Origin of the sequence: Oceanobacter sp. 3_MG-2023 (genome assembly GCF_030688925.1) — a bacterium.
GTDB lineage: Bacteria > Pseudomonadota > Gammaproteobacteria > Pseudomonadales > Oceanobacteraceae > Oceanobacter.
Genome location: NZ_JAUYVX010000002.1, coordinates 23259 through 35736, shown reverse-complemented (window position 1 = coordinate 35736; position 12478 = coordinate 23259). Strand labels below are relative to the sequence as shown.

The following is a 12478-nucleotide window of genomic DNA, read 5'->3' as shown; positions in this document are numbered from 1 at the left end:
CCAGCCATTGTTGTGATCAGGTGATCAGACGCTGTAACGCTGACGCAAGGCGTTGATACGATCTGTCAGTGGCGGGTGAGACGCGGCCAGCGCTGCCAGTTTGCCTTCACCAGCAATACCAAAGGCGACCAGCTCGCCATTCAACTCGCTGGGTTGGTCATAACTTTCCTGTAACCGTGCCAGCGCATTGATCATGGCGACCGGGCTGACCAGGTCAGCCCCGGCAATATCGGCACGATACTCACGACGACGACTGAACCAGGCGACAATAAACGACGCCAGGATGCCAAGCACAATTTCGGATACAAATGTGGCGATAAAAAAGCCGATGCCTGGACCGTTTTCGTTTTTCAGAATAGCCTTGTCGACAAAATTACCAATAATACGGGCAAAGAACATCACAAAGGCGTTGATTACCCCCTGAATCAGAGCCAGCGTCACCATATCCCCGTTGGCAACGTGACCAATCTCATGGCCCAGCACGGCCTTTACTTCGTCTTTGCTCATGCGTTGTAGCAGACCGGTTGAAACCGCCACCAGAGCATCGTTACGATTCCAGCCGGTGGCAAAGGCATTGGGTTGATGAGAGTTGAACACCCCCACTTCCGGCATGCCGATTCCAGCCTTGTCGGCCAGCTCTTGCACCGTGCTGACGAGCCATTGCTCGCTGGCGTTATGGGGAGATTCGATTACCTGGACGTTCATGCCGCGCTTGGCCATCCACTTGGACAGCAGCAAGGACACGGCAGAACCCGCCATACCAAACACCAGACAGAATATCAGCAGGTTGCCAAAATCCAGCCCTTGTTGTGAAAAGTAGCTGCCAACGCCGAGAATCGACAAGGTAATGCTGGCGACCAGAATCACCGCCAGGTTGGTGGCCAAAAACAGGATAATGCGCAACATGATATTCCTCCTGTGGAATGAATTAGGCGCAAATATGAACTCTCATTATGACCACAAGATTGAGACGATGACGGCGTAATTCAAGTAAAAGAATGTGACAGCAAGAACGAAATCCGGTGCAGGATTGGTATCCGATGGAATATCCGTATAATGGCCGCGTCCCAGGGGGTGGCTTGATCAGCCTGAGACTTGCCAAATGGCATAAACCCCTAGAACCTGATCCGGTTAGTACCGGCGTAGGAATGGGCGAGTGCTGTGAGTTATTCCTGGCATATCGACAGTCTTTTTGTTGCTAAATGGATTAGCGACCTACGCGTTATCCTGTACACCAAACCGGGTCTCCTTTTTGAATTATTTAAGAGGACAGACCCAATGATATGTCGCAAGACACCTTTATTCCTGGCCGTATCCGCGGCTGTATTCACCCTGCCAACGTATGCCGACCAGTCTGCCATGGAAGAAGTGGTCGTGACGGCGGATTTTCGCCAGACCGATGTCCAGTCCATTCCGGAAGCAACGACCGTTGTTGGTGCGGCTGCTATTGAACAGCGCTCGGCGGATCATCTCGAAAGCCTGCTGGCGCTGGCTCCCAACGTCAACTTCACTTCCGGTGCTTCCCGGGGGCGTTTTTTCCAGATTCGCGGTATTGGTGAACGCAGCCAGTATGTGGACCCGGTCAACCCATCGGTGGGTTTGCGGGTTGATGGCATCGACATGACCGGGCTGGGCGGTGGTGCAGGTTTGTTTGATGTGCAGCAGGTCGAGGTCTTGCGCGGCCCACAAGGCACCCGTTTTGGTGCCAATGCCCTGGCCGGTATGATCAATATCGAAAGTAATGATCCAACAGAACAGTTTGAAGGCATGGTGTCGGGCAAACTGGGTAACTACAACACCAAAGCCCTCGGTGCCGTGGTGTCAGGGGAAGTCGGCCCGGGATTGAATATGCGCTTGTCGGCGCATCAGAACAGCTCGGATGGGTATATTCACAACGCTTACCTCGATCGTGATGACACCAACAATATCGATGAACAGCTGGTACGTCTGAAAGGCAATCTGGCGCTGGATGAACGTAATACCCTGGCACTGACCTGGTTGTATATCGATGTGGATAACGGCTTTGATGCCTTTTCTCTCGATAATAACCGCACCACCTATTCCGATAATCCGGGTGTTGATCGGCAGAATACCCATGCCGCCGCCCTGACCTGGACATCGGAAATGGCCGAGGCGTTTGATCTGCGCGTGCATGCCTCTGGCAGCAACGGCAACACCGAATACAGCTACGACGAAGATTGGGCTTATGGCGAATACGATGGCACCACCGACAACATCTGTGTAACGCCGGGCACTTGTTTGGCCAATCAAGGAGGGTATAGCTCTACTGACCAGTATCTGCGCGACCACCGCCGTCGTGAACTGGACGTGCGCTTGACCTCTACCGAAGCAGGACAATTGTTCTCCGGTTCGACCGACTGGGTTGTGGGTGTATATCGTATGACCCGCTCAGAAGATATGACCCGCTTCTATACCTGGAATACGGAGACCTTTTTCAGTGACCTCAACACCGCTTCCACGGCGGTCTATGGTGAATTGTCCGTTCAAGCCAGTGACGACCTGGTGGTAACGACGGGTGTGCGCAGTGAACAGTGGAACACCGACTATGACGACAGTAACGCCATTAACAATGACCGCACTGAAAGCTTGTGGGGCGGTAAAGTGGCGCTGGAATACCTGCTTAATAGCACCCAGCTGGCTTATGCGTCATTGGCGCGTGGTTATAAAGCCGGTGGGGTGAATACCGACCAAGACATCAGCGAAGACCATCGCACTTTCGATACCGAGTTTAATAATGCGCTGGAAGCCGGATTAAAATCCAGCCTGCTCGACGACACCTTACGCACTCGTGTAGCGGCCTTTTATATTCAGCGTAAAGACCAGCAAGTCAAAAGTTCGTTGGCGGTACAAAACGAAGATAACAGCGGTATCAGCTTCCAGGACTATCTGGCCAACGCCGCCGAAGGGGTTAACTACGGTCTGGAACTGGAAACCGACTGGGCACTCAGTGAACAGCTGAACTGGACTTTCAGTGGTGGCTGGTTACAAACCAAGTTTATCGACTATCAGTACGAAACCGCCGATGGCACCTTCAGCATGAACGGTCGTGAGCAGGCTCAGTCGCCGACATACAGCTTTGCCAACAGTCTGGCTTATGCGGTTGGCAACGGCCTGACGTTGGTACTGGAAAACGAAGCCAAAGACAGCTTCTACTTTTCCGACAGTCATTATGAAGAATCCACCGCCTATGTCATGTGGCATGCCCGGGTGGCGTATGATGGTAGCAATTACCAGCTGGCCGTGTACGGCCGTAACCTGACCGATGTCGAGCAGGAAGTCCGTGGTTTCCACTTTGGTAATGACCCCCGTGACGGCTACACCAACGAGCGCTGGGTACAGTATGGCGACCCGCGACTGGTTGGCGTGGAAGGCAAATACTATTTCTGACCGGTTGTTTATTCAGGCCAGTCACTGCTGACTGGCCTATGCTTTATTCCCGTAATTCCATCCTAATCTCAGGAGTACCGTATGGAACTTTCCGTTGATATCAGCGCATACCCATTGGCAGACAAATATATCCCCGCGATCAAAGACTTTATCGAGCGTCTGCAAGGGACCGAAGGACTGACCGTGGTGTGCAACACCATGTGCACCCAGGTGTTTGGTGACTACGATCTGGTCATGAATACCATTGCCGCAGAAATGAAACACTCGTTCGAAACCTATGGCAAAGCCATTTTTGTCTATAAGATGATCCCGGGTGTGAATCTGGACCCTGCGCTCAAGCCACACGGCTAGGCTTGGGGGTTGGGTTTGAGGGCCAGGTTTAAGGGGTGTTGTGGGAACAGGATTGGATGCCTCGGCGGCGGTGATCAACCGCTGTACTGACACCACGACCAGAGCCGCTGAACCAGCACGACCAAGACCAGAACCACAGACACCAAACCATCGCCACGATCCTGTAACGCCCATAAGGCGCTGCTCTGGTTGTGCGAGACAACTCCGAGGTAATCCAATCCGATGGATAACATAGTGAGCCAGATGACAGCTGCTCTGGCTGCCCAAAGTCTCCCCGAGGTCATTGCCGTGGTGCTGGGGCTTGCTTATCTGGTACTGGCCATGCGTCAGAGTAACTGGTGCTGGTATGCGGCCTTTGGCAGTACTGCCATTTTCAGCTGGTTGTTCTGGGATGTCAGCTTGCTGATGGAATCGGCGCTGAATGTCTATTATCTGCTGATGGCCCTCTATGGCTGGTGGGCCTGGCAGCATTCCGCTGCGGATGAAACCACCGAAGAACTGCCAATCCAGCGCTGGAACCTGACACAGCATATGCTGACACTGGCGGCCATTGCTGGGCTGACACTGGTGAGTGGTGCCTTGTTACACAGTAATACCAGCGCGGTCATGCCCTATCTGGATTCCTTTACCACCTGGGGCGCGGTGATCACTACCTGGATGGTGACTCGTAAAGTGCTGGAAAACTGGCTTTACTGGATTGTGATCGATGCCGTGGCGATTTATCTGTATATCGACCGTGAGTTGTATCTGACCGCCACCCTGATGGCTATTTATGTGGTGCTGGCTGCCATCGGCTGGTTTGTCTGGCATAAGGATTATCGTGACCAGAGTGTGCGGCACGACCATCGGGATGCACCCGATTGGCAGCAAGTTTGAGCTGGCTGTTTCTCCCCTGCACTGAGCCGCCACACGACGCTCAGTGTCAGCATATTCTGGCGGAATGGCAGAACTGGGACCTGTGTGATCACGCCCCTGGTGTGGATGACATGGTGTTGATGACCGGCGGCCTGACCAATCGCAGCTGGGCACTGACTCTGGATTCTGGCGAATACGTGGTACGGCTCAGTGCAGCCAACAGCCAGTCGCTGGATATTTGTCGTGAAACCGAATACCGCATTCAACAGCGGGCCGCCCAGGCTGGTCTGGCACCCCGGATACGTTACCGCAGTGCCGATGACAGTTACTGGATCGTCGACCGGGCCGATGGCCCGGAATTGTCGGAGTGTATGCGCGGTGGCATCAGCACTGAACTGATGACCATACTGGCGCAACAACTGACCCGGCTTCATACTTTGCCCTTCGGTCCAGATTTGCCTGAGCTGCATGTGGCGGTCAAGGCCGAGCACTACTGGCGTGCCATTGAAGCTCGCTGGCCCGGAGACTGGAGCCAGCAGCGATTACCGTTGCAGCACTTGCTGGCCGAGGCGCCAGGGCCAGAACGGGCGCTGTGTCATATGGACCCGAACCCGCTTAACTGGCGCTTGCATCAGGGACGCTGGATTCTGATCGATTGGGAATATGCCGCGGTGGGCCATCCTTGCTGGGATATTGCCGGGTTGGCAGTATCAGCCAACATGAAAGCAGAGCAGCAACAGCAGTGGTGTGCTCTGTTTGGCATTGATGTCATGGGGAAGGGTTGGCAGCGGGCCTTGCTGCAAGAGCACTATTTTGCGGTGCTCTGGTATGGCGTACAGGGCATGATCGACCAGCCCCGGCTGGTGACCGAGCTCGACGAGCTGCATCGTGCGGCTCGCCAACTGGACTGACCCGCAGCAAGCCGGGTTCCACGGCCCGTCGTATTAAGCGGCGGGCTGGGCGGCCTGGCGTCTGCGGCACAGTTTGTCGCGGTATTCCGCCGGATCCTTGCTGATCGCCATTTGCCCGTCGGCGGCGGTCAGCTGGGCTGACTGCAGCTGTTGGGTCAATATCCGGCTGAGCCAGAATCTCAATGCCGCGCCACGCAAGGCCATTGGCCAAAGCGCCTGTTCGGCTTCAGTGAACGGTCGTACCGACTGATAACCCTCCAGTAAGGCCTCCAGCAAGTCGTACTGCCAGTTACCATGGCTGTCGCAACACCAGTCGTTGGCAGCAATGGCAAGGTCAAAAATCCAGGCGTCCTGACAAGCGTTATACAAATCCAGAATGGCCCCCAGTTTCGGGCCAGCAGCGGTATTTTCAAACAACACGTTATCGTGGAACAGATCACCGTGAATCCAGCCATGGGGTAACGCCAGCCAGTCTCCCCGGATCTGTTGCTGCTGCTGGATCTCATCTCGCAACAGGGCCATATCGGCTTCATTCAGGACATGGGTCAGTGTGCCCGCCATATAGGTCCACCAGTCGAGACTGCGACTGTTGGGGCGCTGGACATCAAGGTCTGCTGCCGCCAGATGCAATTGTGCCAGTCCGGCGGCGGCCTGGCGGGCATGACTGGCAGTTGGATGCTCGACATGCTCGCCCGCCAGACGCGGACACAGAATTGCCGGTTTGTGTTCCAGGGAAAACAGCCACTGGCCATCGCGATTGGCGATGGGTGCGGGCACAGGTAACGATGACGATTGCCCGGCAGCATTGGCGCGGCCAAGATGATTGGCCAGCGCAACAAATTGCTCGACTTCATCGGCAGCATGGTGCTCAAACAACGTCAGCACAAACTCGCCAGCCGTGGTGGTGACAAAGTAATTGGTATTTTCAATACCTCCAGCGATGCCGCGCAAAGACAGCAGCGAGCCGAGCTCGAATTGTTCGAGCCAGACGGCCAGAGTGGATTGTGGGACGGGCGTATAGACAGACATAACGTGATTATATCACCAGCGGAAGATAACCCATTTGGGTACGACGATATCGGGGTTGTCTTTGCGGACAAAGTTATCCCCTTGAGATTCTGGTACCAGGTAATACGGCTTGCCTACTTTGGGCTCGACCTTGATTTCAACCAGTTCGCCATTGACCCGGAACTCATAAAAGGTTTTGTCGCCATCATTACGGATGGTAACAGACTCTCCACTTGGGTCGGCCGCAAAGCCAACGCTCGAAAACAGCGCTGAAGCCAGAGTAACACCCAGCACCACGGTGGCACGACGGAGGTTCAGACGAGTCGGGGTCTTCATGTTAGGATGCCTTTCAATTTCAATTCTTCCTTATTGTATGCCGACCCGGACGTGAACCCCAGCGCCAGCGGCCGGATTTTGCCGAGTCTACAGGAATTCTGTTATGCCCAAGTCTGTTGTTCTTATCGACGGATCTTCCTATCTGTTCCGTGCCTTTCATGCCATTCCACCGCTGACCAATTCACGCGGTGTGCACACCAATGCAGTGAAAGGCGTGATCAGCATGATCAAACGACTGCAAAAAGACTATCCCGATGCCCAGATGGTGGCGGTGTTTGATGCCAAAGGCAAAACCTTTCGTAACGATATGTACCCGGAGTACAAAGCCAATCGCCCGCCAATGCCGGACGAGCTGCGCGAACAAATCGCCCCCATCCATGACATCATCCGCGCCATGGGCCTGCCGCTGCTGATTATCGACGGTGTGGAAGCCGACGACGTTATCGGCACGTTGGCGGCCCAGGCCGAAGCCAGCCAGTGTCAGGTGGTTATTTCCACTGGCGACAAGGACATGGCGCAGCTGGTAGACCCGCATGTGTCATTGATCAACACCATGACCAGCACCTTTCTGGATGTCGACGGGGTAAAAGAAAAATTTGGCGTACCGCCGGAACACATTATCGACTACCTGGCGCTGATGGGCGACAAAGTCGATAACATTCCCGGCGTGCCCAAGGTTGGTGAAAAAACCGCCGTCGGGCTGGTGGCTGGATTAGGCTCGCTGGAAACCATTTACGCCAATCTGGATCAGGTCAAGACCCTCAGCTTCCGTGGTGCCAAAACCCTGGCGCCAAAGCTGGAAGAACACAAGGATCAGGCCTTTCTGTCGAAAGAGCTGGCCACCATCAAATGTGATGTCGAGCTGCCGCAATCGCTGGGAGAGCTGCACAGTACGACAACCGACACCGATGCCTTGCTGGCGCTGTATCAGAGCATGGAATTCAAAGCCTGGATCGCCGAGTTATCGGAGGCATCCAGTAACCCACCCGAAGCCAACAGCTCTGACAGCCGACCCTCAAGTGCCAGCGCTGAACAGCCGTTGGCAACCGCTGCTGACACCGCCACGGAAGTGGATGTCCCGACCGTCAGTGCTGAACCGGGTGAATACGAGCTGGTGCTGACGCAGGCCGACCTCGACCGCTGGGTTGAGCAGCTCAAAGCCAGTGAACTGTTTGCCTTCGATACCGAAACCACCTCGCTTAACTACAAGGACGCCCGCATTGTGGGCGTCTCGTTTGCGGTGGAAGCCGGCCAGGCTGCTTACGTACCATTGGCACATGATTATGACGGCGCACCGGAACAGCTCGACCGCGACACCGTATTGGCGCAACTCAAGCCGCTGCTGGAAGATAACAACCACAAAAAAGTCGGCCAACACATGAAGTACGACGCCCACGTACTGGCCAACCACGGTATTCACCTGCAAGGGGTGCAGTTCGATACCCAGCTGGAAAGCTATGTGCTGGATTCCGTCGCGACCCGTCATGATATGGACAGCCTGGCGTCAAAGTATCTGGAATATCAAACCACCTCGTTTGAAGACGTGGCGGGCAAGGGCGTCAAACAAAAAACCTTTAATCAGGTTGAACTCGATATGGCTGGGCCATACGCCGCCGAAGACGCCGATATCACCCTGCGTCTGCATCAGACCCTGTGGCCCCAACTGCAAAATCAGGGCGCATTGGCGAAGGTTTTTACTGACATTGAAATGCCCGTTATGCCGATCCTTACGGCAATGGAATCCCTCGGGGCATTGATTGATGCCGACAAACTGCATGAGCAAAGCGCCGAGCTGGAGCAAAAACTGCAGCAGCTGGAGCAGCAGGCTCACGACGTGGCGGGGCAAGTCTTTAACCTTGGGTCGCCCAAGCAGCTGGGTGAAATCCTGTATCAGAAACTCGGCTTGCCCGTGAAAAAGAAAACCCCGAAAGGGGCACCGTCAACGGCGGAAGAGGTGCTGCTGCAGCTGGCGGAAGAAGGCCATGAACTGCCCAAAATCATCCTCGAAAACCGGGGGTTGGCGAAATTAAAAAGCACCTATACCGACAAGTTACCCACCATGATTGCCGGCTCGACCGGGCGGGTGCACACCTCTTACCATCAGGCTGTGGCTGCCACCGGGCGCTTGTCGTCCAGTGATCCGAACTTACAGAATATTCCGATTCGCTCTGAGGAAGGCCGCCGTATTCGTCAGGCATTTATCGCGCCGTCAGGCTACCGGCTGGTGGCGGCAGATTACTCCCAGATTGAACTGCGTATCATGGCGCACCTGTCGGGTGATGACGGTTTGTTGAAAGCCTTCAGCGAAGGCCGGGATGTACACCGGGCTACCGCGGCAGAAGTCTTTGGTGTTGATGAAGCCGACGTCACCGACAACCAGCGCCGCAGCGCCAAGGCGATCAACTTTGGTTTGATTTATGGCATGTCGGCGTTTGGGTTGGCAAAGCAGCTGGGCATTGGCCGTGGCGAAGCCCAGGATTACGTCAACCTCTACTTCGAACGTTACCCCGGTGTGCGGGAATATATGGACAACACCCGTGAACACGCCAAAGACCTGGGCTATGTCGAAACCATCTTTGGCCGTCGTCTGTACCTGCCAGAAATAAAATCCCGCAACGGCCAGCGTCGTCAACACGCAGAACGTACCGCGATCAACGCGCCGATGCAGGGCAGCGCCGCCGACATTATCAAGCGCGCCATGATTCGGGTCGCCAACTGGCTGCCGGATTCCGGGTTTGATGCCCGCATGGTCATGCAAGTGCACGATGAACTGGTGCTGGAAGTACGCGCAGAAGAAGCGGATGTATTTGCTGAAGCCCTGAAACAGCAAATGCAGGGCGCGGCTGAATTACGGGTACCGCTGCTGGTGGAAGCCGGGATCGGTGACAACTGGGATGAGGCTCACTGAGCCTCGCTGTTCTACGGCGCTTGTGGTCTGAGTCATCAGGAGAGCGGTGATCAGCAGGCGCCATCGTTCTGCACTGGCTTGACGGTATCGACTGCGAAAACCTGTCATGCCAAGGCTCGACCGAACGATACCGAATGGAATCCCGTGCACTCGCCTTTGAACTCGCCTCTCACTCTCTGTGGGCGATTTTGTCTTATCCATGACAATGTCGGGTTTCTCTCCTGCCAAACCTTGCCACCGCCATCCGCAGAGATTGGCTGTTGGAAGTGAGATGGCGCTGCTGACGTGAGGTTCTGACGGTTTTGGATTGACTGGTCCGGTTGGTCTGACTTGTGCTTCGTTATATATAAAATTATATAACGGTAGGAATATTGTATGGTTTCATCGAAATGGACTCACCGCCTGACAGCGACACTGGTTGCCATGCTGATGTTGGGATGTTCTGCCCGGATATGGGCCGTCGAGCTGAAAGTTTACGCAGGTGCCGGTTTACGACCGGCCATCGATGCTCTGGTACAGGAGTACCAACGTCAAAGCGGTGATCAGGTACGAGTGGAATACGGAGGCTCGGGCGCAATCCTGACGCGTTATCAACTCAGCCATCAGGGAGATGTGTTTATCCCCGGCTCACGAATGTACTTCGATAAACTGGCGGGAGAGGTACTCTCGGTACACGACATTGTGGCGCACACTCCGGTGATTGGCGTCAGTCTCCGCCGAGATGCCAATGTCCAGCGCCTGGATGACCTGACCCAGCCCGGCCTTCGAGTGGCATTGGGAGACCCGAAAGCCATGGCGCTGGGGCGCACTGCCGAACATATTCTGAATGCTTCCGGACAGGGAGACGCCATTCGTCGTAACACGGTGATGCGGGCAGGGACGGTCAAGCAACTGGCGATGTACTTGGTTCAAGGGGAAGTGGACGCTGCCATCATTGGACGTACCGAAGCCTTTCTGAACGCCGGGCATATCCGCATGGTGGCCATCCCAGAGCATTTGTATCAACCCGAAATCGTTGCTGCCGGGGTGCTGAAAAGCAGCCAACACCCGGATCAGGCCCAGGCCCTGGTGGATTTTCTGACCTCCGCAGAGGGGGTTGCCGGGTTTGAAAAGGTCGGGTTTTTACCCATCCAATCCACCTGGCAAGCCTCTCAGGCAGCAACAAAATGAACTGGCTTGGGCTGCTGTTTGCACTGCCGCTGGTGCTGATGGCGCTGGTAATTATTGGGGTTGTGGGAGCCTTGATGAGCTATTTGTCACCGGGCGACTTGCAGAGTGCGCTGCTGTCGGAAGAAACCCTGTTTGCCGTCGGGATGAGTCTGCAAACCTCGTTATTATCGCTGGCGCTGGCATTGCTGTTGGCGGTACCGGCGGCTCATTGTTTGGCACGACAGGCATTTCCCGGCAAAGCAATGGTGGAGACGTTACTGGATTTACCCATGGTAACGCCGCCGCTGGTTGCCGGGGTCGGCTTGTTGTTTTTGCTGGGCTACCAAAGCCCGGTCGGAGCTGCGTTGGCGGCGGCGGGTATCAATCTGCTGTTTTCTCCGGCCGGTATTGTGCTGGCGCAAACGTACGTCGCGGCTTCTATTATCGTGCGTACGGCGCGAGCGGCATTTGCCAGCGTGGATCAGGATTACGCGCGTATGGCCTGGACGCTTGGCCTATCACCCGGATGGGCATTTTTACTGGTAGAAATCCCGATGGCAGCCCGAGGCTTGGTGACTGCGGCAGTCTTGGGGTGGGCACGGGCTCTGGGTGAATTTGGAGCCACCTTGATGGTGGCCGGAGCGACACGGATGTATACCGAAACACTGCCGATGGCGGTGTACCTGAATATTGCCAGCGGTGAAACCGGTCTGGCGGTTGCCTGTGCCCTGATTTTGCTGGGGCTGGCGTTTCTGTTGCTTTTGGCAACCCGCCTGGTGGACAGGGATACGCCAAAGGAGGTGGAATATGTCGGCCGTGGCGCTTGAAAAAATCAGCAGCCGGATTCTGCATGAGGTTTCCCTGAATGTGGCCGATGGAGAAGCGGTGGCGATCCAAGGGCCGTCTGGCTCTGGAAAAAGTACCTTGCTGAAAGTGGTGGCCGGTTTGGTTACCCATCAGGGGCGCGTCTTGTTTGATGATACCGCGGTACATGGCTGGGCACCTCACCGCCGACGGCTGGGGTATCTGAGCCAGGATTTGCATTTGTTCCCGCATCTGACGGTACGGCAGAATGTCTGGCTGTCTCTGGCATTCGGGTTTGACCATCAGGGTTCTCGCGCCGAGCGGATTGAAGAGGCCCTGTGTCTGGCCCGCGCGCAACATTTGCACAACCGTTATCCCGCCCAGCTGTCTGGTGGCGAACGGCAACGGGCTGCTCTGGCCCGTTGTCTCGCCCGGCGGCCGGGCGTGCTGTTGCTGGATGAGCCGTTTTCAAGCCTGGATCTGGGGAATCGGCACACCATCTGGCGTGACTTGAATGCACTGCGACAGCCGTTGCAAATGACCTTGTTGCTGGTCACTCATGATGAAACTGAAGCGCAGGTATTGGCAGATCGTACGGTTTGGCTGCAGCATGGCCAGATTGTGTCGAGGTGATTATTCCATGCTGTGCTCCAGCCTGGCGGCCAGAGGTTCTGGGAGATGGTAAAAAAGACCCGGGCGTTATGGAAATCACGACCGGGTCAACTTCGGATTCTGGAGGAATGACCGA

General features: G+C 55.5%; 11 protein-coding genes and 1 riboswitch. Of the genes, 8 read left to right on the top strand and 3 right to left on the bottom strand.

Annotated features, from left to right (window positions below; translation table 11 throughout):
- Nucleotides 1-24 precede the first annotated feature (24 nt).
- Nucleotides 25-906: a protease HtpX gene (gene htpX / locus Q8W32_RS02070; protein WP_303431096.1), complete on the bottom strand. Its 882-nt coding sequence runs from the start codon at nucleotides 904-906 to the stop codon at nucleotides 25-27.
- 154 nt (nucleotides 907-1060) lie between these two features.
- A riboswitch (TPP riboswitch) is annotated at nucleotides 1061-1166 on the top strand.
- Between the two features lie 112 nt (nucleotides 1167-1278).
- Here htpX and Q8W32_RS02065 point away from each other — a divergent pair.
- From Q8W32_RS02065 to Q8W32_RS02050, 4 genes are all read left to right on the top strand, one after another.
- Nucleotides 1279-3408, top strand: coding sequence for a TonB-dependent receptor (locus Q8W32_RS02065; RefSeq protein WP_305413476.1), 2130 nt, complete (start codon nucleotides 1279-1281; stop codon nucleotides 3406-3408).
- Between the two features lie 81 nt (nucleotides 3409-3489).
- Nucleotides 3490-3759, top strand: a complete 270-nt coding sequence (locus Q8W32_RS02060) for a hypothetical protein (RefSeq protein WP_303431094.1) — start codon at nucleotides 3490-3492, stop codon at nucleotides 3757-3759.
- A 243-nt stretch (nucleotides 3760-4002) separates the two neighbouring features.
- On the top strand, nucleotides 4003-4635 hold the full coding sequence (pnuC, locus tag Q8W32_RS02055) for a nicotinamide riboside transporter PnuC (protein ID WP_305413704.1): 633 nt from the start codon (nucleotides 4003-4005) through the stop codon (nucleotides 4633-4635).
- Nucleotides 4620-5525 (top strand): phosphotransferase, encoded by a 906-nt coding sequence (locus Q8W32_RS02050; RefSeq protein WP_305413474.1) that lies wholly within the window; start codon nucleotides 4620-4622, stop codon nucleotides 5523-5525. Before pnuC ends, Q8W32_RS02050 begins: the two co-directional genes overlap by 16 nt.
- 33 nt (nucleotides 5526-5558) lie before the next feature.
- On the opposite strand, the gene Q8W32_RS02045 is transcribed toward Q8W32_RS02050, so the two are convergent.
- Both Q8W32_RS02045 and Q8W32_RS02040 read right to left on the bottom strand, forming a co-directional pair.
- On the bottom strand, nucleotides 5559-6554 hold the full coding sequence (locus Q8W32_RS02045; RefSeq protein WP_305413472.1) for a homoserine kinase: 996 nt from the start codon (nucleotides 6552-6554) through the stop codon (nucleotides 5559-5561).
- Nucleotides 6555-6566: 12 nt separating this feature from the next.
- On the bottom strand, nucleotides 6567-6869 hold the full coding sequence (locus Q8W32_RS02040; protein ID WP_305413470.1) for a DUF2782 domain-containing protein: 303 nt from the start codon (nucleotides 6867-6869) through the stop codon (nucleotides 6567-6569).
- A 103-nt stretch (nucleotides 6870-6972) separates the two neighbouring features.
- Here Q8W32_RS02040 and polA point away from each other — a divergent pair, with 103 nt between their 5' ends.
- The 4 genes from polA (at nucleotide 6973) to Q8W32_RS02020 (ending at nucleotide 12363) form a co-directional block, all read left to right on the top strand.
- A complete protein-coding gene (gene polA / locus Q8W32_RS02035; protein ID WP_305413468.1) occupies nucleotides 6973-9777 on the top strand; it encodes a DNA polymerase I in 2805 nt (934 codons plus the stop codon).
- A gap of 375 nt (nucleotides 9778-10152) precedes the next feature.
- Entirely contained in the window at nucleotides 10153-10947 is a 795-nt protein-coding gene (gene modA, locus Q8W32_RS02030; RefSeq protein ID WP_305413466.1) for a molybdate ABC transporter substrate-binding protein, read from the top strand.
- Complete coding sequence (locus tag Q8W32_RS02025; protein ID WP_305413464.1) at nucleotides 10944-11753, top strand: ABC transporter permease; 810 nt, start codon at nucleotides 10944-10946, stop codon at nucleotides 11751-11753. Before modA ends, Q8W32_RS02025 begins: the two co-directional genes overlap by 4 nt.
- Nucleotides 11734-12363 carry an ABC transporter ATP-binding protein gene (locus tag Q8W32_RS02020; protein ID WP_305413462.1) on the top strand — a complete coding sequence of 210 codons (630 nt, stop codon included), beginning with the start codon at nucleotides 11734-11736 and terminating at the stop codon, nucleotides 12361-12363. Before Q8W32_RS02025 ends, Q8W32_RS02020 begins: the two co-directional genes overlap by 20 nt.
- Nucleotides 12364-12478 lie beyond the last annotated feature (115 nt).

Excerpts from the sequence above, each read along its gene's own strand:
- polA (WP_305413468.1), top strand. The coding sequence starts at position 6,973 with ATGCCCAAGTCTGTTGTTCTTATCGACGGATCTTCCTATCTGTTCCGT.
- Q8W32_RS02045 (WP_305413472.1), bottom strand. The coding sequence starts at position 6,554 with ATGTCTGTCTATACGCCCGTCCCACAATCCACTCTGGCCGTCTGGCTC.
- htpX (WP_303431096.1), bottom strand. The coding sequence starts at position 906 with ATGTTGCGCATTATCCTGTTTTTGGCCACCAACCTGGCGGTGATTCTG.
- modA (WP_305413466.1), top strand. The coding sequence starts at position 10,153 with ATGGTTTCATCGAAATGGACTCACCGCCTGACAGCGACACTGGTTGCC.
- Q8W32_RS02025 (WP_305413464.1), top strand. The coding sequence starts at position 10,944 with ATGAACTGGCTTGGGCTGCTGTTTGCACTGCCGCTGGTGCTGATGGCG.
- Q8W32_RS02060 (WP_303431094.1), top strand. The coding sequence starts at position 3,490 with ATGGAACTTTCCGTTGATATCAGCGCATACCCATTGGCAGACAAATAT.
- Q8W32_RS02065 (WP_305413476.1), top strand. The coding sequence starts at position 1,279 with ATGATATGTCGCAAGACACCTTTATTCCTGGCCGTATCCGCGGCTGTA.
- Q8W32_RS02020 (WP_305413462.1), top strand. The coding sequence starts at position 11,734 with ATGTCGGCCGTGGCGCTTGAAAAAATCAGCAGCCGGATTCTGCATGAG.
- Q8W32_RS02040 (WP_305413470.1), bottom strand. The coding sequence starts at position 6,869 with ATGAAGACCCCGACTCGTCTGAACCTCCGTCGTGCCACCGTGGTGCTG.
- pnuC (WP_305413704.1), top strand. The coding sequence starts at position 4,003 with ATGACAGCTGCTCTGGCTGCCCAAAGTCTCCCCGAGGTCATTGCCGTG.